This window comes from Croceitalea vernalis, assembly GCF_031846405.1.
GTDB classification, from domain to species: Bacteria; Bacteroidota; Bacteroidia; order Flavobacteriales; family Flavobacteriaceae; genus Croceitalea; species Croceitalea vernalis.
This window is the reverse complement of record NZ_JAVRHU010000001.1, coordinates 1,283,249-1,305,769: the sequence shown is the minus strand read 5'-3', so window position 1 is coordinate 1,305,769 and position 22,521 is coordinate 1,283,249. Positions and strand designations below refer to the sequence as shown.

The 22,521-nt window shown below is 34.9% G+C and carries 20 protein-coding genes and 1 riboswitch; of the genes, 2 read left to right on the top strand and 18 right to left on the bottom strand.

Annotated features, from left to right (window positions below; all coding sequences use genetic code 11):
- Positions 1 to 22: 22 nt before the first annotated feature.
- The gene (locus RM520_RS05890; RefSeq protein ID WP_311384775.1) at positions 23 to 460 is read left to right on the top strand and encodes a hypothetical protein; all 438 of its coding nucleotides are present in this window, start codon (positions 23 to 25) and stop codon (positions 458 to 460) included.
- 67 nt (positions 461 to 527) lie between these two features.
- On the opposite strand, the gene RM520_RS05885 is transcribed toward RM520_RS05890, so the two are convergent.
- The 5 genes from RM520_RS05885 to RM520_RS05865 all read right to left on the bottom strand — a co-directional run bounded on the left by RM520_RS05885 (position 528) and on the right by RM520_RS05865 (position 5,324).
- Positions 528 to 1,202 carry a head GIN domain-containing protein gene (locus tag RM520_RS05885; protein ID WP_311387307.1) on the bottom strand — a complete coding sequence of 225 codons (675 nt, stop codon included), beginning with the start codon at positions 1,200 to 1,202 and terminating at the stop codon, positions 528 to 530.
- 114 nt (positions 1,203 to 1,316) lie between these two features.
- A complete protein-coding gene (locus RM520_RS05880; RefSeq protein ID WP_311387306.1) occupies positions 1,317 to 2,399 on the bottom strand; it encodes a bifunctional 3-deoxy-7-phosphoheptulonate synthase/chorismate mutase type II in 1,083 nt (360 codons plus the stop codon).
- A 62-nt stretch (positions 2,400 to 2,461) separates the two neighbouring features.
- Positions 2,462 to 3,319 carry a prephenate dehydrogenase gene (locus RM520_RS05875; RefSeq protein WP_311387305.1) on the bottom strand — a complete coding sequence of 286 codons (858 nt, stop codon included), beginning with the start codon at positions 3,317 to 3,319 and terminating at the stop codon, positions 2,462 to 2,464.
- A 32-nt stretch (positions 3,320 to 3,351) separates the two neighbouring features.
- Positions 3,352 to 4,497: a pyridoxal phosphate-dependent aminotransferase gene (locus RM520_RS05870; RefSeq protein WP_311387304.1), complete on the bottom strand. Its 1,146-nt coding sequence runs from the start codon at positions 4,495 to 4,497 to the stop codon at positions 3,352 to 3,354.
- Positions 4,494 to 5,324 carry a prephenate dehydratase gene (locus RM520_RS05865; RefSeq protein ID WP_311384769.1) on the bottom strand — a complete coding sequence of 277 codons (831 nt, stop codon included), beginning with the start codon at positions 5,322 to 5,324 and terminating at the stop codon, positions 4,494 to 4,496. The genes RM520_RS05870 and RM520_RS05865 overlap by 4 nt, the downstream gene beginning before the upstream one ends.
- Before the next feature lie 321 nt (positions 5,325 to 5,645).
- Here RM520_RS05865 and gldA point away from each other — a divergent pair, with 321 nt between their 5' ends.
- Positions 5,646 to 6,539, top strand: a complete 894-nt coding sequence (gene gldA, locus RM520_RS05860) for a gliding motility-associated ABC transporter ATP-binding subunit GldA (protein ID WP_311387303.1) — start codon at positions 5,646 to 5,648, stop codon at positions 6,537 to 6,539.
- Here the strand turns inward: gldA and RM520_RS05855 are convergent.
- From RM520_RS05855 to RM520_RS05795, 13 genes are all read right to left on the bottom strand, one after another.
- The gene (locus RM520_RS05855; RefSeq protein ID WP_311387302.1) at positions 6,536 to 7,195 is read right to left on the bottom strand and encodes a metal-dependent hydrolase; all 660 of its coding nucleotides are present in this window, start codon (positions 7,193 to 7,195) and stop codon (positions 6,536 to 6,538) included. The two genes, gldA and RM520_RS05855, sit on opposite strands and share 4 nt — an antisense overlap.
- Positions 7,196 to 7,212: 17 nt before the next feature.
- Entirely contained in the window at positions 7,213 to 8,250 is a 1,038-nt protein-coding gene (locus RM520_RS05850; RefSeq protein WP_311387301.1) for a serine hydrolase domain-containing protein, read from the bottom strand.
- Positions 8,251 to 8,390: 140 nt separating this feature from the next.
- The gene (locus RM520_RS05845; protein ID WP_311387300.1) at positions 8,391 to 9,203 is read right to left on the bottom strand and encodes a head GIN domain-containing protein; all 813 of its coding nucleotides are present in this window, start codon (positions 9,201 to 9,203) and stop codon (positions 8,391 to 8,393) included.
- Between the two features lie 8 nt (positions 9,204 to 9,211).
- Positions 9,212 to 10,312 (bottom strand): acyloxyacyl hydrolase, encoded by a 1,101-nt coding sequence (locus RM520_RS05840; protein ID WP_311387299.1) that lies wholly within the window; start codon positions 10,310 to 10,312, stop codon positions 9,212 to 9,214.
- Positions 10,313 to 10,569: 257 nt separating this feature from the next.
- Complete coding sequence (locus RM520_RS05835; protein ID WP_311387298.1) at positions 10,570 to 11,568, bottom strand: nucleotidyl transferase AbiEii/AbiGii toxin family protein; 999 nt, start codon at positions 11,566 to 11,568, stop codon at positions 10,570 to 10,572.
- Positions 11,569 to 11,571: 3 nt separating this feature from the next.
- Positions 11,572 to 12,174, bottom strand: coding sequence for a DUF6088 family protein (locus tag RM520_RS05830; protein ID WP_311387297.1), 603 nt, complete (start codon positions 12,172 to 12,174; stop codon positions 11,572 to 11,574).
- A gap of 481 nt (positions 12,175 to 12,655) precedes the next feature.
- On the bottom strand, positions 12,656 to 13,609 hold the full coding sequence (gene metF / locus RM520_RS05825; RefSeq protein ID WP_311387296.1) for a methylenetetrahydrofolate reductase [NAD(P)H]: 954 nt from the start codon (positions 13,607 to 13,609) through the stop codon (positions 12,656 to 12,658).
- Positions 13,610 to 13,727: 118 nt separating this feature from the next.
- Positions 13,728 to 16,880 carry a vitamin B12 dependent-methionine synthase activation domain-containing protein gene (locus RM520_RS05820; protein ID WP_311387295.1) on the bottom strand — a complete coding sequence of 1,051 codons (3,153 nt, stop codon included), beginning with the start codon at positions 16,878 to 16,880 and terminating at the stop codon, positions 13,728 to 13,730.
- Positions 16,880 to 17,161: an antibiotic biosynthesis monooxygenase family protein gene (locus RM520_RS05815; RefSeq protein ID WP_311387294.1), complete on the bottom strand. Its 282-nt coding sequence runs from the start codon at positions 17,159 to 17,161 to the stop codon at positions 16,880 to 16,882. The genes RM520_RS05820 and RM520_RS05815 overlap by 1 nt, the downstream gene beginning before the upstream one ends.
- Entirely contained in the window at positions 17,158 to 18,156 is a 999-nt protein-coding gene (locus RM520_RS05810; protein ID WP_311387293.1) for a homocysteine S-methyltransferase family protein, read from the bottom strand. The genes RM520_RS05815 and RM520_RS05810 overlap by 4 nt, the downstream gene beginning before the upstream one ends.
- Before the next feature lie 77 nt (positions 18,157 to 18,233).
- Positions 18,234 to 18,336: riboswitch (SAM riboswitch) on the bottom strand.
- A 145-nt stretch (positions 18,337 to 18,481) separates the two neighbouring features.
- Positions 18,482 to 19,543, bottom strand: coding sequence for an NAD(P)/FAD-dependent oxidoreductase (locus RM520_RS05805; RefSeq protein WP_311387292.1), 1,062 nt, complete (start codon positions 19,541 to 19,543; stop codon positions 18,482 to 18,484).
- Entirely contained in the window at positions 19,540 to 20,358 is an 819-nt protein-coding gene (cobA, locus tag RM520_RS05800) for a uroporphyrinogen-III C-methyltransferase (protein WP_311387291.1), read from the bottom strand. Before cobA ends, RM520_RS05805 begins: the two co-directional genes overlap by 4 nt.
- A gap of 1 nt (position 20,359) precedes the next feature.
- The gene (locus RM520_RS05795) at positions 20,360 to 22,450 is read right to left on the bottom strand and encodes a HEPN domain-containing protein (RefSeq protein ID WP_311387290.1); all 2,091 of its coding nucleotides are present in this window, start codon (positions 22,448 to 22,450) and stop codon (positions 20,360 to 20,362) included.
- Between the last annotated feature and the right edge of the window lie 71 nt (positions 22,451 to 22,521).

The following is a 22,521-nucleotide window of genomic DNA, read 5'->3' as shown; positions in this document are numbered from 1 at the left end:
AATCAACAAAAACATATCAATTATGAAAAAAGTACTTTTTATTGCCTTTGTTGCTCTATTAGCAACATTTGAAATGAACGCTCAACAGTTCAAAGTTATCACTAGTGTTGAATCAATTGTACCTAATGGTTTAGGAAGATCAAGAATTGTGAATGCCATCGAAGAGAAAGATTACAAAGAATATACTAGTGTACAAACGGATGAGGACAATACTAGAAACAAATCAAAAAGAGGCGAAATTCGTGTAAAAAACTTTGAAGAAACTAAGCTTTTGAACTTTTTTAATATTGGAGGTATCCGTTTTCAAAACATCGCAGCAAATGATGCTTTATTAACTTCAATGATTAATGACATGGTTGCCAATGGATGGGAACTTGCTTTTGTAACAAGTGCTGTTGAAAGTGCAGGCAAAGGTGATAATCAAGGTATTTTTATTACGAGATATATCTTTAAAAAATAACCCTTCTTTCTCCAAATAAAAAAAGCCTCTCATTTCTGAGTGGCTTTTTTTGTTTTACATCTGATGGTTAATCAATTATACGTACTCTACCACCTACAAATGTTTTCTTATTCACCTTTTTAGGTTTTCCGTAAACCGTTACATCACCTCCGGCCTTTACATTTACATCAATTCTGTCTGATGCGAATACTTCTGCTTCTCCACCAGCTGATATTTTTACATCTGCAACAGCAGTTCTTAAATCACGACCTTCAAAGATTCCACCGGTATTTAATACAATTGTCTGATTTTCTGCCAAACCAGAGGCTTCAATAATACCACCTGTAACGGCACGCATCTCCGCATAATTCACATCCATACCTATCGTAATCTTAGCACCTTCTTGGGCTCTAAGTTCAATTTTATTCTTATCTATCAATTCATTACAAGTGATATGCGCACCTTCATTGGCATCAATCACATCCACATTTGTATAATACACTTCTATAAAAGTATCTTCACCCGTAAACTTTTTATCCAATTGCATACGGAGTTTCAGAATACCATCTTTATTCGCCCAAGTAATATCTTCCGTATTTCTTCCTTTTATAGTAATTCGATTTTCTTCTGATTGTATCAAATTGACCTCAATCAAGTCAAATACTTTGATTTCATTAAATTCTCCAACTTCCGTATCTATGGTTCTTTGAGCGTAGGTAGTAAGGGTAAATAATACCAAGCAAATAATATGTATTGATTTCATTCTAGTGTTTTTTGTTTCTTAAAAGATGAAGCAAGAATTAATTTGTTACAACTTAGAACAAAAAAAAGCCATTTCTTACAAAATGGCTTTTTTAATTAACATTATCTAAATCTTTTAGGCTTTTAAAATTCGCTCTTGGTGATTTATTGATTCTTGGTGGATGGCTTTAAACATTCTTAAAACAAACTCTTCACTCAATCCTTTACTTTCGCCTTCTAATATCATTTTGCCTAAAATGGCATTCCAACGGTTTGATTGTAATACCGCGACATTCTTCTGTTTTTTTAGTTCTCCAATACCATCAGCAACTTTCATTCTCTTCCCAAGTGTCTCGATAAGTTGATTATCAATAACATCTATTTGAGTTCTAAGATTACTTAATTTAGAGTTGTATTCAGCCTCTTTATCGTCTTCTTTACGAATTTTTAAATCTTCCATAATCTGAACTAAAGTATCCGGTGTTACCTGCTGAGCTGCATCGCTCCAAGCGTTATCAGGATCAAAATGTGTCTCAATCATTAAGCCATCAAAATTTAAATCCAATGCAGTTTGAGACACATCAAAAATCATATCGCGCTTACCAGTAATATGTGATGGGTCATTTATTAATGGTAAATCAGGGAACCTGTTCTGAAATTCAATAGCTAATTGCCATTCCGGAATATTTCTGTATTTAGTCTTCTCATAGGTAGAAAAACCTCTATGTATTGCACCTAACTTTTTAATACCAGCAGTATGCAATCTTTCAATACCACCTAACCACAAAGCCAAATCAGGATTTACTGGGTTCTTAACCAAAACAATTTTATCAGTGCCTTTTAAAGCATCTGCTAAATCTTGCATTATAAAAGGGCTAACAGTTGAACGAGCACCAATCCATAACAAATCAACATCATGCTCTAAGGCCAATTCAACGTGAGCCTTATTCGCTACTTCTGTAGCGGTCTTTAAACCAGTTTCTTCCTTTACTTTCTGAAGCCATTTAAGACCAATTGCACCTACACCTTCAAAATTACCTGGACGGGTTCTCGGCTTCCAAATACCAGCTCGGTAATAATTAACATCCGTATCTTTTAGCTCATGAGCAATTTTCAATACTTGTTCTTCAGTTTCAGCACTGCATGGTCCTGCAATTACTAATGGATGATGCAACGCCATATCATCCAACCATGTTCTCATCTCTTTTGAATTTTCCATAGGTACTCTTATTCTCTGTTTATTTCCACTTCGCTTAAACCAGCTTAGTATGTTTGTTGTTATTACTTGGTTAACGGTATTCCGTTTAAAATTTGCTTGATTTTATTGGTATTATTCATTTCACTGTAGACCCCTTCAAAATCATTCTTTTCAATCATCTTTTTAAAATGTTCTAGATTTTGAATGTATTCCGCTAAGGTCTCAATCACATTATCTTTATTTTGCTCAAAAATGGGTGTCCACATTGCTGGAGAACTTTTTGCAAGCCGCACTGTACTTTCAAATCCACTACCAGCCATGTCAAAAATATCACGTTCATTTTTTTCTTTTTCAATAACCGTCTTTCCCAACATAAATGAACTTATATGTGACAAATGAGATACATAAGCGATATGTTTATCATGAGCTTCAGCATTCATATATCGTATACGCATACCCATAGCTTGAAACAATTGCAAAGCTTTTTCTTGTAGCTTAAAAGCTGTTTTCTCTACTTCGCAAATAATGTTTGTTTTGCCATCATATAAATTCTCAATAGCAGCCTCTGGTCCTGAAAATTCTGTCCCTGCGATTGGGTGACATGCAAGAAAATTTCTTCTTTTGGAATGGTTTTCGACCACTTTACAAATCAAAGTTTTGGTAGATCCGGCATCAAAAACCACAGTATCTTCTCCGGCAGCATCTAATATTTTTGGCAACTCCTTAACTAAAACATCAACAGGAATCGCTAGTAATACCATATCCATTATAGCCAGTCCATCATAGTTTGTTTTTTTGTCAATCAACCCTAAATCAAGGGCTTTTTTAAGATGGGCTTCATTAGCATCAAAACCATAAAGTTCAGCAGCGGGGTAAATTCGTTTCACATCTTTTGCAAAAGAACCACCTATTAATCCAACACCAATTATTGCTACTTTCATAAGCCATATATAACCCTTCCAAAAGGAATTAATTACTCAAATCTTTTAATTGCCTCTCTTATTTTTTCTTCTTTTACGCAAAGTGAAAATCTAATATAACCTTCGCCATTACTACCAAAAATGGTGCCTGGTGCTATAAAAATATCTTTTGAGTAAAGCAAATTGTTTACAAAATCTTCAGCTTTGACTGACCCTTTCGGTAATCGAGCCCAAACGAACATACCTACCGCATCTTTGTCATAGGTTGCTCCAATTTTATCTATTAATTCGTACATCAAATTTCTTCGACTACGGTAAACTATATCTAATTCTTGAAACCACTCTTTGCCGCTTTCAAGAGCCGCAATAGCTCCTTTTTGAATCCCATAAAACATTCCAGAATCCATATTACTTTTCACTTTCAAAATAGCCTTGATATTCTCTTCATTACCTAAAACCATTCCAACTCTCCAGCCAGCCATGTTAAAAGTTTTACTTAGACTATTTAATTCTAAACAATGACCTTTAGCACCTTTAACAGAAAGCAAACTTATCGGGTCTTCCGTCAACACAAAACTGTAGGGGTTATCATTAACTAATATTATCTTATGTTCTGTTGCAAATCTTACCAACTGTTCTAATTTTTCTTTAGAGGCGGTCGCTCCTGTCGGCATATGCGGATAACTACACCACATGAGTTTTACTTTAGATAAATCTTGTTGACCTAAAGCCTTTAAGTCTGGAAACCAAGCATTCTCGGCATTTAAATCATAGGTCCTTGGTATCGCTTCGACCAGTTTCGTTACTGCGGCATATGTTGGATACCCTGGGTTCGGAATCAACACTTCATCTCCTTTATTCAAATATGCCATGCTTATATGCATGATACCCTCTTTAGAACCCATTAAAGGTAAAATCTCGTTCACTGGGTTTAAAGAAACACCAAACTTTAAATCATAAAACTTCGCTATAGCTTCGCGAAGTTTTGGTAAGCCCTGGTAGCTCTGATATTGATGCGCACCAACATCACTAATAGCATCTTTCAACACTTGTAAGACTTTTGCAGATGGCGCCAAATCAGGACTACCAATACCCATATTTATAATTGGCTTGCCATCATCTATCAAACCTCTTACCTCTCTTAATTTTTTAGAGAAGTAATACTCCTGAACCGATTTTAATCTATCTGCAGTTATCATCCTTTTCTCGCATTTTTATACTCGCCTAAAATTCTTAAATCTTCAGACATAATCTTTAACAAGGCTTTTCCTTTTTCAAAGTCTTCATACTTATCAAAAGTAACATCAACAAAAAAGGCATATTTCCAAGGAGTTTCTATTACTGGTAAAGATTGAATCTTGGTTAAATTCATATTACAATCACTCATAACATTTAAAACGGTTGCCAAACTGCCTCTTTTGTGATCAGTGATGAATCGCAATGAAGCTTTATTAATTTCTTTTTTTGGTAAAACCTTATTCTGTTTTTTCAGAATGATAAAGCGGGTGGCGTTATTTTTAATGGTTTGAATTTCAGGACTGATGATTTCTAAATCATACAATTCCGAAGCAACTTTAGGTGCAATGGCACCAATAGTTCTTAAATTTTGCTCTTGAATTCTTTTCGCAGTTTCAGCTGTATCAACATCTTCTACTAATTTAATTGTAGGGTATTGCTTGAAAAACTCCTTACATTGTAATAGTGCCATCGGATGAGAATGCACCTCGACTAATGATTCAATTGATACGCCTGGTTTTACCATTAGATTATGATGAATACTTAAGTAATGTTCACCTATGATATGCAGATTGTTGTGATATATCAGATTATAATTCGGAATAATTGATCCTGCAATTGAATTTTCAATGGCCATAACGCCTTTATCAGCTGTACCTTCTATCAAATGTTCAATAAGTTTGTCAAAGGATAAACACTCCACCAAATCAATGTCGTCTCCAAAAAAGTCCTTAGCGACCTGATGATGATTACTCCCCTTTATTCCTTGTATGGCTACTTTAAGTTTCATTCAATAAAAAAGTCCCGATGTTATATCGGGACTTCATTTGTTTTTTATACTTGGTGTATACTACAACAGTCCCGTACTTCCTTTAAAAAAGAAGTAGAAATAAAATCTGTTCCAGAAATACGTTTTTGTCATTTCGTTGTAATTCGTGGCTAAGATTAGGCAATACATTGAGAAATCAAAGATAGTGCTCAAGTTTTCAGAATTTTTTTAAGAATTTCAGTATTCGCTGAAAATAAATATGCTTAATTCTATTTTTTTTAAGAATATCGAAACGAATAATTAAGAATAGAAAATCTTATTTTTGAAATCAAATTCCATTTCATGTCCATATTTGTTGAAAACATTACCAAAACCTTTGGAAATCAAAAAGCCTTAAATGCTATTTCTTTTTCTATAAATAAAGGAGAAATTGTTGGGTTTTTAGGCCCTAACGGAGCAGGTAAGTCGACCATGATGCGTGTGTTAACAACATACCACCAGGCAGATTCTGGCAAGGCCAAGGTCAATAATTTTGATGTGAATGATGAAAAAAGTAAGGTTCAAAAAAATATTGGCTACTTGCCAGAGCACAATCCCTTGTATTCAGAAATGTACGTTAAAGAATATCTGGCCTTTAATGCAGATGTCTACAAGGTGGCTAAAGAGCGAATTGGTGTTGTTATTGAACAAACAGGATTAACTACTGAAGCTCATAAAAAAATAGGACAATTATCGAAAGGATATCGCCAACGCGTTGGTCTAGCAGCGGCTCTATTACATGACCCGGATGTACTTATTTTAGATGAACCAACTACCGGTTTAGACCCCAATCAACTTATTGAAATAAGAAAACTGATTCGTGAAATTGGTAAAGAAAAAACCATTTTACTTTCAACACATATCATGAAGGAAGTAGAAGCAGTTTGCGACCGAGTTATCATCATAAATAAAGGGGAATTGGTTGCGGACAAAAAATTGGAAGATTTAAGAGAAGATGAGCAACAAATCATTGAAGTAGAATTTGATTATCGTGTTGAGGAAGTTGTGCTCAACAAATTACCACACGTTATAAGTGTTACAAATACTGGTGGTTTTGTATATGACATCACCTTTAATACGTCAAAAGATATGCGCCCTGCAGTTTTTGACTTTGCTCATGATAACCAGTTAAAAACGCTTCAGCTTAGTAAAAAGAATAAAAATTTAGAAAGTCTATTTACAGAGTTAACCTCTTAAATCCTTTTTTTATCTACCCAAAAGGCTAATCCTGCCAGTATTAAAAAAGAAGCAAGTGCAGAAAAGGTCAATGCTTTTAAATCATTGTTAGCTGGTAATACATAATAGTTCAAATAATTAACTCCTATTAAAAATAGAACAAGACCAAAAGCTCCATATTTGCCCAGTTTAGTTTTAGCAACAGTTTGCTTCAGATAATACCAAAGTCCTAGTGCTAATAAAACTGCTTCTAAAATAAAAGTAGCAGCCTTGTTATGCCATAGACCAAGGCCAAAATAGGGTTCTTCATAAAGCAATGGTAAATCAGGGGTATGAACAAATAGGTCGGCAAACCAATGCGATAGCACTCCTAAGCCCAATACTATTGCCACTCTTTTACCTCGAGATCTTTTACGACCCCAAATCAAAAAATATATTCCACCAAAAATTAAAGCCCAAACTACACTACCTAGCAAACTGTGGGTAAACGGAAATTCCATTTTATAGTCATTGGTTTGAGTAAAACCAGGAATAAATTCCATAGACTCTAGGCCACAAAGAGCGAAAGGAAAAAATAGAATGTCAACAAATTGAACAGCCACAAACAACCAACCTAGCGAAGAATTCTTTTCTTTTCCTTTTAATGCAAATGCTGCTGCATAATGACCTACAAACATATTTTCAATTTTTTAAATTAGACCATCTGCGCTAAGATGCTTTCTATTGCCTTATCAAACTCCTTTTGCACTTTTGAATCTGTACAATTTACTAAAATAGAAACCACCATTTCTTCTTCAGGATAAATAAATAGGTTGGTATAAGCTCCAACATTACTTCCAATATGTCCATAAAAAGGTCTCCCTTGCTCATCTTGACTAACTTGAAATCCTAAGCCATAATAAGTTGATTTGCCATTGATCAATTGAGCGTTTAATAATGTTTTATAGGTTTCGGATTTTAATAATTTCTCTTCTAAAACAGCTTGACCCAATTTGGTAATATCTTCACATGTAGCCAAATAACCACCACCTGCTAGTTTATAAAAATTATTTACAGGGATTGCCTTTTTGAACCCAATTGGAGTTTTGGTGTAAAATTCGGCTTGGTTCTGAATTCGACTTGAACTATCGGTTTTATTTTCTGAGGGAGGAAAGGTGTTTAACATTCCAAGTGAAATCAAAATCTTTTCTTTAACATATTCTTCAAAAGGAATTCCACTGGCTTCTTGCATAGCCAAAGAAAGTAAGACAAAATCAAAGCTATTATACAGATACCCTTTTCCTGGTGCGAAAACTAGGGGGTCATTCTCAAATACTTGAATACTTTCTTTTATAGTGTATGGTTGGTTTAATGCAAATTCTTTTCCTCTATATGCACGAATACCTGCGGTATGACTAGCCAATTGTTTTAGTGAAAAATCAAATTGTTTGGAAGGGAAATAAGGTACGTGCTTATAAAAAGAATCATCCCAATCTAAAATGCCTTCTTCAACCATTTTACCAAAGGCTAGACCAGTTATGCATTTTGATATACTAGCAGTTCTAAAAATAGTTTCCTTGGGATTTACTTGAGTTTTATTCTCAATATCTGCATAACCAAATCCTTTTTGAAGCAGCGTTTCCCCATTTTTCAAAATGGTTATAGCTAAACCAGGCACCCTTTTCTCCACAACAAGATTATGCAAAATAGCTTCACTCCTATCTATACCTAATAAACCCTGTAAAGATTTCACTTTTGGAGTATTTGTGAAGAGGTTTTTTAAATATGTAACTAGTGAATTCACATTATGATTTTGTTATTTCGAACACAGTTAAAAATCTAACGAATCAAAAAAGAATCTTCATTTCATTCAGGATAGAAAGCAAACTTTAATTAATCCCTAAATAGTAATCTCCCGTTAAATAGCGCTTCTACTTCTATCTCAGGCGGACGGTTACTACTTATAACATCTCCATAACCTCTAATGGTGCCAGAAATTCGTTGTTGAGGATTCACAAAAATATCGTTAGAACCACGGTGATTTAATCCAACATTTTCCGCTATTAAACCTTCCGCTTCAATTCTTGAATCACCAGCAGCTATGAAAATATCAATATTTTCGACACTACCCTGAAGTTTAAAAAATGCTATACCATTAGTTAGAATAGAGATATTTTCCGAATCAAGTTCTAAATTGAACGAACCGTCTGTTGTTTCTGTCTCTGGCTGACTAAAACTTTCTGACAATAAACTTATAGCTGAATAGTTTAAAACCCCATCACTTGAAATTAAGCCCCCGGTACTGCTTCTTATTTCTGAAATATTGGGAGCGGTTAAGTATATAGTTGTTAGTCCATAATCGCGAACATAATTACAACTATTTTCATTGCGTAAGATTAAACGACTGCCTTCCACTATAGCACTAATATCATTTAATAAAAATTCGCCGGTTTCAATTTCTATTTTTTGTGTGTTGCCTTGTTTTACAACCACGTTCAAATTTTCAAAAACTGTAATTGTTGTAAATGCAGCTACATCAACTTCAACCCGAACTATATCGCCCGAATTTTGAAAGCAGTCAGAGGCATTTTCGGAGTTACAGCCTAGGATAAAAAAAGAATTCACCAGTAATAGAAATACGTAGAAAAGGCCTCGACTCCGCTCGACCTGACGGGCATTTTTGATTAAAATTCTATTATCTAACATATATAAATCTATAATCGTATTCCTATTCCAAATTCAACCGCTTCAGCTGCAGCAGCATGAGATTTTAGGGTAACACTACCAAACATTTTATCTCCAAAATAGCGTTTTAAACCTATTCTATTATACACCTTACCTTCAAAATCAAAAGGATAATACACATAATACCCCAATTGGGTGATAACACTCATTTTATTAATGAATAATTCATGACCCACAAATAAACCTACCCTTTTAAAATCAGTATCTGGGGCAACTTCCATTTCAGGAAAAGAGGTGCTTTGAAAACGAATTAATTCTTTTAAAAAATTAGAAAAGAAAACATCAGCACCTAATTGTAGGGCACTTTTTCTACCTAATCGTTTATCTGCATAACCAGAAAAAATAACAAAGCCATACTGCCCTGAACCAATAACATCACTTTCATTAATACCTGCCCTTAGCACCAAATTGTATTTGATGGGTTCGGTTAGCTTTTCTTTAGGTTGTTTTGGAATAAAATCATAAACAATACCCCCATCTAAATCATAGGTCAGACCAAAATTTAAGGCAGCTGTATTGGTTGATGTATTTGGAGCTCTAAAATTTGCATTGGAATAATGAATAAGCGATATACCTGCTTTAAAACCCAAACCAGCTATCAAATTCTCTTTATGATAATTCAACATCATCATAGTAGAGCTTAAAAAATCGGACCCGTAAGCGTTATTTCTAAAGTTGGTGTTTTTATCGTAGGGATTGGTCGTGTAGGCTATTCCCTGCCCTATTCTAAACTGTACATTGCGTTTAAAAAAATAAAAATTATAGTGCGCATACAAACCAAAATTTTGACCCAAAACTGGGTTTTTCATGTTTTGATACGCAAAGGTAAACCCAGTATCAGGGTACCCATAGTCGCGTTCCCAAGCTTCTTTGCCATATCGTTTTCTATTAAACCCAAGAATAAAACCCCCAGGGTGTTCTGTTATTAAATGTGATATATCTGTATTGTGTAACAGAATAGAACCATTAAACTGGCTCAAATCAAGAACATATTTTCTTGGGTTATCGGCTTCTTGAGAAAAGCAACAAAGGGCCGAAAAAAGAAGACAATACAGAAACTTTAGATTCATCTGTACCAAAAGTAAAACTAATCCCTATTTAAAGTTGAAAATTAGATGAGCTTTTTTAGTAACGGTTGAGCTATTAACAGTACGGGAGTAAACTGGCGTTTATTTTCTACCACGCACATAACAAAATCTTTTTGTTTTGATTTATTTTTTCCTGTCCAGAGCAAAATCCAAAAGATTTTGCGGACTTCATAAAAATACACAAACCCTGCGATTAAGCCCGAAACCCGTATTGTTTATAGGTTGTGTTAGGGAGAGTTTTATTGGAGTTCATTAATCCGGCTATTTAATTTTTTCAACTTTTTGATTAAATCTACAAATGATTCTGTTTCTCCATAAAACATACTCTCTTTCATAGCAGAATAGTCTTTTTCATATTCTTCTATAATTTCTTTTGGTGGAATAAAATTCAAAGTTTTATAATTATGGGTACTATAATCCACCCATGATATTTTCGTCAATTTACTTCTATGGTTTACGATTGTTTCGTATAATTTTTTATTGTTAATAGCTCTTTCTAAATATTCGGTATCAATAAGTCTGGAAATATCATACAAATGTCTAGTCATTCGTTCACTTCTGATTTTTTTATCTTTTGGCTTTTGAAATTCCTCATGCAATAAAAACATTTTTTCAAGCAAAGTCCTAGTTGGTGTGACAGTAGGAACTATGATAGGTTTATCAATAAACTTTTGTCCTGAATAAATGGTACTAATTATTGAAGATAATTTTTTATTTTCAAATGGCTCTATTAGCGACCTTGAACTAATTTCTATAAGAATGCGTGGTTGAAGATATTCTTGTTTTTCAACTAAGGAATTATAATTTAACTCTATGGCTAATGGGTCTGTATCTGACTCTTCAAACTCTGTGACTTTTAACTCAAATTCTTTTACACCATTATCCAAAAGAGCTTTTGCTAGAAGTTTAGGAAATTTTTCATCTACATATTTGCAAGATGCTTTTCTAAGGTTTTTAACTTGTGACCGATTTAGATTACCATTAAAACCAAAGAAAGACCTATCTATGGCTAAATCAATATCTTCGGAGAATCGCTCAATTATTCCCCAGGCTTTACTTAAGGAAGTTCCACCTTTAAAGACTAAGTGTTCAGCTAATTCAGTAGAAAATATCGCATTTAGAGCTATCATTACCCATAAATCTTTTTCTACCGCCACAGGAAGTAATCCAGTTTTTGAGCTTACTTGATTTATTACTACTCTTCTGTCTTCTTCTGATAATTTAAACCATTCTTTCATAATTTATAGTTCAATTAATTCTTTTACAATTTGGGTAATCCATTGTGGAGCTAATTTCGCATCGTGTATTATTAAATCTTTGTCAACAGTAAGCAATATTTGTTTTATCCTTTCTTTTACTTTTAAGGTTATATTTTTTTGCCCTAATTCTTTTAGAGCTTGAATAATTAGTATGACTTTGTCACTTTTTACCGAAAGTAATTTTGGTGAAGCTTTTTTAAATTTAATACTTCCATTATTCACTTTTATTGACCTTGAAGAACCATCAGTTAGATATATAATGTTCATTGGAACTTGTGTAGATAACCCTAATTTATTCAGAGCATGAATACCTGTGGGTATTATTCTAGCTTTATCTCTTTTGGCAATTGCGATAGCGATTTCTTCAATACTTGGATATAAAATACCAAATACCTGATGCTTTTTTGGATATAAATAAATACCGTGAGCTAAACGCAAAAGGAATTTATTATCCTCTAATCTATTTAAGGCTTGTCTTATAGCAGTAGAAGTTCCTATTTTTGAAAAATCTGACGGGAAAAATATTTTGCCCGTCTTATAATTTGAAATTGTCTTTTTTACTTTATTTTCAATAGATACAGCCATTTTTTAAAATAAATTCTGTCACAAATATAGTAAATAATTGTGACAGAATTATATTAGGTTTTTAGACGATAATTAACTTTTTGTGAAGATATCTAAAGGTGTGAACAACAGAACAAGGAAGAAAGCGGCTTAAGCCGCTTTCTTCCTTGTTCTGTACTTTTTACCATTACTAAGTCCTTTACTTAAAGTTATTACGTCTGTGAACTAACTATTTATTACACTTTAAGTAAAGGACTTAGTAATGGCGAAGTTAGTGTTTTTTTTTGAGAAAGTCAATAGTTTAAAAATGGCTATTTTCAAATTCTCCCTAACACATAAATATATGCAACTTTAAGCTTATTAAGAACACCATGTTAACATATTGATTTTTAGATGATAACAAGTTATTTCCGTTTACAAATATTTACAAATGGTGATAAACGTTTAAATTTTTCCAATCAGCTAGTATTACTTTAAGAAAGTAGGTGTACTTCTTAAAACCCTAAAAAACTTCTTTGGTAATGGCTTTAATATTATCAGATTTACCCATAGAGTAATAGTGTAAAACGGGCACACCTGCAGCTTTGAGCTCTTTAGATTGTTCAATAGCCCATTCTACCCCTACTTGCCGAACCTCTTTATTGGTAGTGCATTGCTCCACAGCGTCAACTAAATCTTCAGGAATATCTATGCGAAAAACTTGCGGGAGTAACTGTAAATGTCGTTTTACAGCCAAAGGTTTGATACCTGGTATAATAGGTACTTGTATGCCCATACTTTTGGCAGCGTCAACAAATTCAAAATACTTTTTATTGTCAAAAAACATTTGAGTAACCACATAATCCGCACCAGCGTCCACCTTTTCTTTTAATCGTTTTAAATCTGATGTTAAAGAAGGGGCTTCTAAGTGTTTTTCTGGATAGCCTGCTACCCCAACACAAAAATCTGCACAGTCGTCGGTCTCTATAACCTCATGCAAGTATTTACCACAGTTTAAGTCTTGTATTTGTTTTACCAAGCTAGTTGCATAAGGATGGCCTCCTTTTGTGGCCTCAAAATACTTTTCTTCACGCATGGCATCACCCCGCAGCGCCATTACATTATCAATGCCCAAATAATGACAATCTACCAGCAGATACTCGGTTTCTTCTTTGGTAAAGCCGCCACAAAGTACATGCGGGACGGTATCAACGTCATACTTATGTTTAATAGAAGCGCAAATACCTACGGTACCTGGGCGCATTCGTGTCAGTTTTTTATCTAAAAGTCCATCTTTATCAATATAAACGTACTCTTCACGTGAAGTAGTTACATCAATAAAAGGAGGTTTGAACTCCATTAATGGGTCAATATTGCTATATAATTCTTGGATGTTCCGACCCTTAACCGGTGGAATTATCTCAAAACTAAATAGTGTTTCGCCCTTTGCCTTTTTTATATGGTCTGTTACTTTCATGAGCCCCCTAGCCCCCAAAGGGGGAATTTTAAGTTAGAAATTTTCAACTGTATTCTGTTTTTCATTCTGTATTTGTTATTTAATCTATCCAACACTAATAGTGTCCCCCCTTTGGGGGTTAGAGGGCTTCCGCAATATTTGGTGCTAGCCATTTTTTAGCCATCTCCAATTCAATACCTTTTCTGATTGCAAAGTCTTTTACTTGGTCTTCTTTGATTTTTCCTAAACCAAAATATTTTGCCTCCGGATTCGCAAAGTAATACCCACTAACACTAGCAGCTGGCCACATGGCCAAGCTTTCTGTTAATTTTACTCCAATCTTTTCTTCTACTTGCAACAGTTTCCAAATGCTTAATTTCTCCAAATGGTCCGGACAGGCCGGATAACCTGGAGCCGGACGTATTCCTTTGTAAGATTCATTAATTAAATCCTCATTACTTAAGTCTTCATTAGCAGCATAACCCCAATGCTTGGTGCGAACTTCTTTGTGCAAATACTCAGCAAAAGCCTCTGCAAGCCTATCTGCCAATGCCTTAATCATTATGGCACTATAATCATCTAATTTTTTTTCAAATTCTGCTGCCAACTCTGCAGTACCAAAACCAGTAGAAACACAAAAGCAACCTATATAATCTTGAAGATCCGTTTCCTTTGGAGCTATAAAGTCGGCTAGAGCATAATCAGGAACTCCAGCCCTTCGTTCTAATTGCTGGCGGAGGGTTCTAAAAATGGTCTTCTCTTCTTCCTTGTTCTCGACTCCTCCTTCGACAGGTTCAGGATGACAGCTCGAACTGACGGAAATTGGATCTACCTCAATATCATCATCATTTGTACTATTTGCAGGAAACAATCCAAAAACAGCTTTAGCCTTAAGCTGTTTCTCTGCAATAATTTTATCAAGCATGACTTTGGCATCGGCAAATAATTCGGTAGCTTGTTCGCCAACAATCTCATCTTTTAATATCTGAGGGTACTTTCCATGTAAATCCCAACTTCTAAAAAAGGGTGACCAGTCGATAAAATCAACCAATTTCTCCAGTTCTAAATCCTCAATAATTTGAATACCTAGTTCCTTTGGTTTGAATATCTCCGCAGTGGTCCAATCAATTTTAAACTTATTGGCTCTCGCCTTTTCGATAGATTTATATTCTTTTTTCTTCGTTCTTTTTAAAAACTTATCTCTAAAAACTTCGTAATCGAGTTTTAAATTTTCTTTATAAGCATCAGCACTGTCCTTTTGAAGTAAGTCGCCCACAACAGTAACCGCTCTTGACGCATCATTTACATGGACTACAGCGCTATGATATTGAGGGTCTATTTTTACAGCTGTATGTGCTTTACTTGTTGTTGCACCACCAATTAATAAAGGTACTTTAAACTGCTGCCGTTCCATTTCTTTGGCTAAAAACACCATCTCATCAAGTGAAGGTGTTATTAGTCCGCTTAATCCAATAATATCAACATTATGCTCGATAGCGGCATTAATAATCTTTTCCGGAGGCACCATCACCCCTAAATCTACAATCTCATAATTATTACAAGCCAATACCACACTCACGATATTCTTACCAATATCATGAACATCTCCTTTTACGGTTGCCATTAATATCTTGCCTGCTCCAGCCCCCTCTAACTCCCCCAAAGGGGGAGGACTTAAAAGTTTTTCGTGTATTTCTTCGAGAACTTTTTCAAGATTTCCAAGAACTTCATCATTAGTAAATCTTATAACTCTGTAGCCTTCACTCTCTAGCCAAGAAGTTCGTTCAGCATCATTCTTTTTATTTTCAGGTAATTGATGATGTAGTCCATCAACTTCGACAATTAAATTTTGTTTTAGACAAATGAAATCCGCTATGAACTCTCCAATAATATGTTGTCTTCTGAATTTAAATCCATCTAAGTTTTTATTACTAAGGGCATTCCAGAGCATTTCTTCTAAAGGGGTCGGGCTATGACGCATTTTTTTCGCAAACTCCTTAAGTAATTTATATACGACAGGATTAGCGGTTTTCCAATATTGCTCCCCCTTTGGGGGTTGGGGGGCAGATTTTAATTTTTCCTCTTCAATGTAGGGTTCCAAGTAGGCTACAGCCTTTTTCATTACTCTAGCAGATTTTACCACTTGCGGCAAAAACATTTTTCCGCTGCCAAATAAATCGCCAACCACATTCATACCAGTCATTAAATTACCTTCAATAACTTCAAGAGGTTTTGTAGCTTTTTGCCGTGCTTCTTCAATATCTTCAATAATATATTGATCAATACCTTTTACTAAAGCTCTTGTTATTCGGTTTTGCAAGGGTTCTTCACGCCACGACAAATCAATGGTACTTTCTTTGGCCTTACCAACAACTGTTTCAGCAAAATCGAGCAATCGTTCTGTGGCATCATCTCTACGGTTAAGAATAACATCTTCTACATGTTCTAATAGGTCTTTTGGAATATCATCATAAACCTCGAGCATAGCAGGGTTAACAATACCCATATTCATTCCTGCATTGATGGCATGATATAAAAAAACAGAGTGCATGGCTTCTCGAACAGGATTATTTCCTCTAAATGAAAAGGAAACATTACTAACACCGCCACTTACGCTGCAATGCGGCAAATTTGCTTTAACCCAGCGTGTTCCCTCAATAAAATCAAGGGCATTTAATTTATGCTCATCCATACCTGTAGCTACAGGGAAGATATTGAGGTCAAAAATGATATCTTCTGGAGCAAAATTGACTTTATCTACTAAAACACGATAAGAACGTTCAGCAATTTCTATTCTTCGTTCAAAGTTATCCGCTTGTCCAACTTCATCGAAAGCCATAACTATTACAGCTGCTCCGTATCTTTTTATCAATTTTGCTTGGCGAATGAATTCGGATTCACCTTCTTTAAGGCTAATTGAATTCACCACACATTTGCCCTGAACCACTCTAAGACCAGCTTCAATAATTTCCCATTTAGAACTATCAATCATGATTGGAACACGGGCAATGTCTGGTTCGGCGATAACTAAATTTAAAAATTTAACCATGGCATGTTTACCATCAATTAAACCATCATCCATATTTATGTCAATGATTTGGGCACCGCCCTCAACCTGATGTCTTGCTACTTCTAATGCCTCATCAAATTTTTCTTCTTTAATGAGTCTCAAAAACTTCTTGGAACCAGCGACATTAGTTCTTTCCCCAACATTTACAAAATTAGTTTCAGAAGTTATCACTAACGGTTCTAGACCTGAAAGCTTCAAATATTTTGATTTTTGTTCTGTCATCAACTGTAGTGTAAGACCTCTGGAAAGGGTTCATAAAAATGATGGAGTAAATTCTTCCATTCTTGATATTCCTTTGATTTTCGAAAGCCTTGTTCATGGTCTTCAATGGTTTCCCAATTAACAAGTAGTAAATATTGATTTTCTTTTTCAACACATTTTTTCAATTGATGATTGAGATATCCTTTCATATGAGAAATAATCAAACTAGCCTTCTGAAAATTTAGTTCGAATTCTAAACTCATTCCGGCTTTAATCTGTAAAACAGCGACTTCTAAAATCATACGTTTACTAGTTTTAAAGGTCTAGGCTCAAATTCTTTTGCAACCTCTGCAATCGCGCTAATATGTTCTGGAGTAGTGCCACAGCATCCACCAATAATATTAACCAAGCCTTTTTCTACATAATCTTTTATTTGAGCGGCCATTTGTTCAGGGGTTTCATCGTATTCTCCAAAGGCATTTGGTAATCCAGCATTAGGGTGGGCTGATGTGAAATGATTAGATTTAGCAGAAATCACCTCTAAATGAGGCACCAATTGTTTAGCCCCTAAAGCACAATTAAAGCCAACCGATAAGATTGGAATATGGGAAATTGAAATTAAAAATGCTTCAGCTGTTTGACCAGATAGTGTTCTACCTGATGCATCGGTAATAGTGCCACTTACCATAATAGGCACATCAATATTACGTTCTTCTTTCACCTCTTCAATGGCAAACAATGCTGCTTTAGCATTTAAAGTGTCGAAAATAGTTTCAACCAACAAAATATCTGCTCCACCATCTAGCAAAGCCTCAACTTGTTGTTTATATGCAATTCGTAATTCGTCAAAAGAAACCGCTCTAAATCCAGGGTCATTTACATCTGGCGACATGCTTGCCGTTTTATTGGTTGGCCCAATACTACCAGCCACAAATCGTGGTTTATGAGGTTCATTTTCAGTAAACTCTTGAGCAACTTCTTTAGCAATACGTGCAGATTCATAATTGAGCTCGTAAACCAATTCTTCCATATGATAATCGGTCATGGCAATAGTAGTGCCCGAAAAAGTATTTGTTTCCACAATGTCAGCCCCAGCTGCAAAATACTTTCGATGGACCTCAGCAATAGCTTTTGGTTGGGTTAGTGATAATAAGTCGTTATTGCCTTGTAACGGATGTTCCCAAGCGCCAAAACGCTCACCTCTAAAATCTTCTTCACTAAATTTATAACGCTGAAGCATGGTGCCCATGGCTCCATCTAAAATCAATATTCTTTTATTCAGTATTTCCTTAATCATGTTACAATTTTCCCGCTTATAACGTAATTATAAAATTGTATAGATCAAGTAAGGAAAAGGTAAGACTAGCTTTCTTTTGGTTATCTAATCCCAAATTGGGTAGAATGTAGCACCTTCTTTAAAGTTAAAGGGTTGCTAAGGCTTCATTGGGTCTAATCCCTCCGCCTTTCTTGATAACAATTTCAGTTTATAAATGAACTAGATGCAAATTAAAGTCACAGTTTGTTCTTACACAAATTATAGCTTCCTTTTTTTAAATTTTAAGCTTAATAAAAACCCTCTAACCAGCTTTTGAATTAGAGGGTCAATAGCTAATTACTCTTTTTTATAAAATACTCTGTACTACTTCTTTTTTTGCTTCTTTTATAGAACCATCAAATCCCTCAACTCCTCCAACGGTGGTATATTTCATAATGTATCGTTTACCAGGGTTAATCAGTTGATATGCATATTGGCACATAATTGCCGCTTCATGAAATCCTGATAAGATTAATTTAAGTTTCCCTTCATAGGTATTCACATCACCAATTGCAAAAACACCCGGTATGTTAGTTTGGTAATCTTTAGCGTTATTAACTTTTATTGCATTTTTTTCAAGAGTTAAACCCCAGTTCGCAATGGGTCCTAATTTTGGTGAAAGTCCAAATAATGGTATAAAATTATCAACCTCTAAATAGGTTTCCCCTTTTTCTTGATTATTGTGCTTTATAACAACGGCTTCTAATTTTTCATCTCCATAAAGTTTTTTTACTTCGGCTTCGGTGAATAATTTAATTTTACCAAGTTTAGCTAATTCCGAAGCTTTTTCAACGGAATCTAACGCGCCTCGAAATTCATTTCTTCGATGGACTAACGCAACCTCAGAAGCTACATTTGCCAAGAAGATTGCCCAATCAAGGGCGGAATCACCGCCACCTGCAATGACTACCTTTTTATCACGATATACTTCAGGGTCTTTTACCATATATGCAACCCCTTTGTCTTCAAAATCAATGATATTATTAATTGGTGGTTTACGTGGTTCAAAAGAACCCAATCCGCCAGCAATTACTACTACTGGAGCTTGATGTTGAGTTCCTTTGTTTGTAGTAATGATATAGGAGCCATCTTCTTGTTTATCTAAGGTTTCTGCTCTTTCTCCCAAAGTAAAACCTGGTTCAAAAGGTTTTATTTGTTCCATTAAATTAGAAACTAAATCACCTGCAAGAATTTCAGGAAAAGCGGGAATATCATAAATAGGTTTTTTTGGATAAATCTCAGAACATTGACCTCCTGGTTGCGGCAAAGCATCTATTAAATGACATTTTAGCTTTAATAAGCCAGCTTCAAAAACTGTAAATAATCCAGTTGGTCCTGCTCCAATAATTACTATATCTGTTTTAATCATTTCAAATTCGTTTCTAATTCTTGTTTTTTAGCTAGTGCCATTAGTTGTTCTCGGTGCCTTACAACTTCACCTATAATTATAATTGCTGGGTTGGACAACTGCTGCTCCCTTGCCTTGGATTCAATCGAAGCAACAGTGCCAATTCCTATTTTCTCTCTTTTTGTTGTGCCATCTTGAATAATGGCAACCGGAGTTTCTGCCTTACCAGCTACTTTGAATAATTCCATAATCTCCGGTAATTTTGACATTCCCATTAGAATAACAACAGTGGCCGAGGATTGCGCTGCCAAGGCTATATCATTTGAAAGCTTATGTTCTTTGGTCGTTCCTGTGATTACCCAAAAACTTTCTGACGAACCTCTTTTAGTCACAGGAATATGCTGACTACCAGGCACTGAAAGTGATGAGGAAATCCCTGGAACAAAATCTACCCTTAGGCCTCGTTCGGCTGCAAATTCCATTTCTTCTGCCCCACGACCAAAAACATAAGGATCACCTCCTTTTAATCGAACAACATGTTTTCCTAACTGACCTCTTTCAACAATTAATTCGTTTATTTGCTCTTGTTGAAAGCTATAGCATCCCTTTTTTTTGCCTACAAAAATTAATTCAGCATTAGGGGCAAATTCAAGTAGTTCTTTATTCACCAAAGCATCATAGAGTACTACTTCTGCAGTTTTTAAAGCCTTAATTCCCTTTAAAGTAATTAATTCTTTATCTCCTGGTCCGGATCCTATAACTGTTAGACGTCCCTTCCTTTCTAAGTTACCTAAAGGGGGTGTATTCTTACTTGAGTTATTTATAGCATATCGCATGTTATACTTCTTGAAGTTCCTGTTTTCTAAATTTTTCAACTTGAATCAAATATTCTTTTGCATCTACTAAATAGCTTTCGGCGAAAGCTTCATTAGGTTCATTTTTATTTAATTGAAGTACCAATTTTTCAAAACCCCCGTCGACTATAAACCTCCCAGAGGTTACAAATTTTTCGTCAAAATCCTTTATAATACTCGCATGGGTATTTACCTTAGTTTTTTCGGCAGTTAATAAGGCTTTTGCAGAATTAATCATCGATGCATAAGAATAATAAATACTTGCAGCCCATTTACCCTCTTCATAAGCCTCGGATGCACTTTTGATCTTCTCTTCACTTTCATAAAGTAGTGTAGCTATTAAATCAATAACCACTCCTGCACATTCCCCAATGCCTATAGCCTTTTCGTAACGTTCTTTATTTCCCCAATCGATAAAATCTTCTTGAGCAAGATTGTCTATAGCGGTTAGAGGTTTTAAGAATTCATAAAAATAATGTTCGCCTTTGTAGCGATAATAATCAGCATAAGACATTCCATTCCCGTTCCTATCAAAATCATCTAGAATTAAACGAAGTGCCTGTGGACCTCTTTTACTTGGTACTTTAACAACTTTATCTGCAAACCGACCTTCTCCATTACCAATGTTACCACCACCCAATAACACTTGAAGAGCGGGTGCCACCAATTTATCTTTAGTTCTTATAGACATACCCTGAAAACCAATATTGGCCATATTATGCTGTCCGCACGCATTCATACAGCCACTAATTTTAATGACTACATCTGAATTAGAAATGTATTGTGGATATTCAGTCTTTATTATTCGTTCTAATTCTACAGCAATGCCTGTGCTACTCGCAATACCTAAATTACAGGTATCCGTTCCTGGGCAAGCGGTAATGTCCAAAGCTTTATTATAACCAGCACTTACAAAACCTAATTTTTCTAATTCAGTATAGAAAAATGGAATAAGTTCTTTTTTAACAAAAGGAATCAAAATATTTTGTCTCAGTGATAATCTGAATTCTCCTGCTGCATAATTTTTAACCAAATCAGCTAAGATTCTAGCTTTATCAGTATAAAAATCTCCCAATAGCACTTTAATTCCAATCGCTACAAAACCACCTTGTTTTTGAGGTATTAAATTGGTCGATTTCCATTGGTTGAATTTTTCTTGATTACCAATCTTTACATTAGGTATTGCGGTATTGGCTACTTTTATCTTTGGATAAGACAAGGCATTAATTGGAACTAAAACATGAGGAATAGCTTTTTGCTCTTCAGCTAACAATTTTTTAAACCCCTCAAGACCTAAATCTTTCAGTAAAAATTTCATTCTAGCTTTTGCTCGACTTTTACGTTCTCCATACCGGTCAAACACTCGAATCACTCCATCCATAAGAGGAATAATTTTATCAGAAGACAAAAATTCAAATAAGACATCGGCATGACGTGGTTGAGAACCTAAGCCTCCACCAAGCATAACCTTGAATCCTTTTACGCCACGTTGTATTTTTGCGATAAAACCTAAGTCGTGCATATAAGACAACCCAGTATCGGCGTCACTAGCAGAAAAGGAAACTTTAAATTTTCTTCCCATTTCTTGACTAATAGGGTTTCTTAAAAAGTACCTAAATAAAGCATCAGCATATGGTGAAACATCAAAAGGTTCATTCACATCTATTCCAGCTGTTTCACTAGCGGTAACATTACGGACAGTATTGCCACATGCTTCCCTAAGAGTAACTTCATCTTTCTCCAGCTCTGCCCATAATTCAGGCGTTCGATTTAAATCAACATAATGAATTTGTATATCTTGACGGGTTGTTATATGTAATCTTCCAGTAGAATATTCATCAGATACATCACATATACGTTTCAATTGTTTAGACGAAACTTTACCGTAAGGAAGTTTTATTCGAATCATTTGAACGCCTTGTTGCCGTTGGCCATAAACTCCACGAGCTAAACGAAGACTTCTAAATTTCTCTTCATCTAATTTTCCATTTTGGAACTCGTTGATTTTATGTTCTAATTCTAGAATATCTTTTTCGACTACTGGATTTTCTATTTCTGTTCTAAAACTTTTCATTGTTAGGCTTGACCCCTCAAAAAGAAAGTGTCATTTTATAGTTTCATTAATTTATTTTTCCTATAGGATTA

Coding starts and splice junctions, on each gene's coding strand:
- RM520_RS05805 (WP_311387292.1), bottom strand. CDS start 19,543: ATGATTAAAACAGATATAGTAATTATTGGAGCAGGACCAACTGGATTA.
- RM520_RS05795 (WP_311387290.1), bottom strand. CDS start 22,450: ATGAAAAGTTTTAGAACAGAAATAGAAAATCCAGTAGTCGAAAAAGAT.
- metF (WP_311387296.1), bottom strand. CDS start 13,609: ATGAAAGTAACAGACCATATAAAAAAGGCAAAGGGCGAAACACTATTT.
- RM520_RS05820 (WP_311387295.1), bottom strand. CDS start 16,880: ATGACAGAACAAAAATCAAAATATTTGAAGCTTTCAGGTCTAGAACCG.
- RM520_RS05885 (WP_311387307.1), bottom strand. CDS start 1,202: ATGAAATCAATACATATTATTTGCTTGGTATTATTTACCCTTACTACC.
- RM520_RS05830 (WP_311387297.1), bottom strand. CDS start 12,174: ATGGCTGTATCTATTGAAAATAAAGTAAAAAAGACAATTTCAAATTAT.
- RM520_RS05880 (WP_311387306.1), bottom strand. CDS start 2,399: ATGGAAAATTCAAAAGAGATGAGAACATGGTTGGATGATATGGCGTTG.
- RM520_RS05865 (WP_311384769.1), bottom strand. CDS start 5,324: ATGAAACTTAAAGTAGCCATACAAGGAATAAAGGGGAGTAATCATCAT.
- RM520_RS05840 (WP_311387299.1), bottom strand. CDS start 10,312: ATGAATCTAAAGTTTCTGTATTGTCTTCTTTTTTCGGCCCTTTGTTGC.
- RM520_RS05870 (WP_311387304.1), bottom strand. CDS start 4,497: ATGATAACTGCAGATAGATTAAAATCGGTTCAGGAGTATTACTTCTCT.
- RM520_RS05855 (WP_311387302.1), bottom strand. CDS start 7,195: ATGTTTGTAGGTCATTATGCAGCAGCATTTGCATTAAAAGGAAAAGAA.
- RM520_RS05815 (WP_311387294.1), bottom strand. CDS start 17,161: ATGATTTTAGAAGTCGCTGTTTTACAGATTAAAGCCGGAATGAGTTTA.
- cobA (WP_311387291.1), bottom strand. CDS start 20,358: ATGCGATATGCTATAAATAACTCAAGTAAGAATACACCCCCTTTAGGT.
- gldA (WP_311387303.1), top strand. CDS start 5,646: ATGTCCATATTTGTTGAAAACATTACCAAAACCTTTGGAAATCAAAAA.
- RM520_RS05890 (WP_311384775.1), top strand. CDS start 23: ATGAAAAAAGTACTTTTTATTGCCTTTGTTGCTCTATTAGCAACATTT.
- RM520_RS05875 (WP_311387305.1), bottom strand. CDS start 3,319: ATGAAAGTAGCAATAATTGGTGTTGGATTAATAGGTGGTTCTTTTGCA.
- RM520_RS05845 (WP_311387300.1), bottom strand. CDS start 9,203: ATGTTAGATAATAGAATTTTAATCAAAAATGCCCGTCAGGTCGAGCGG.
- RM520_RS05835 (WP_311387298.1), bottom strand. CDS start 11,568: ATGAAAGAATGGTTTAAATTATCAGAAGAAGACAGAAGAGTAGTAATA.
- RM520_RS05810 (WP_311387293.1), bottom strand. CDS start 18,156: ATGATTAAGGAAATACTGAATAAAAGAATATTGATTTTAGATGGAGCC.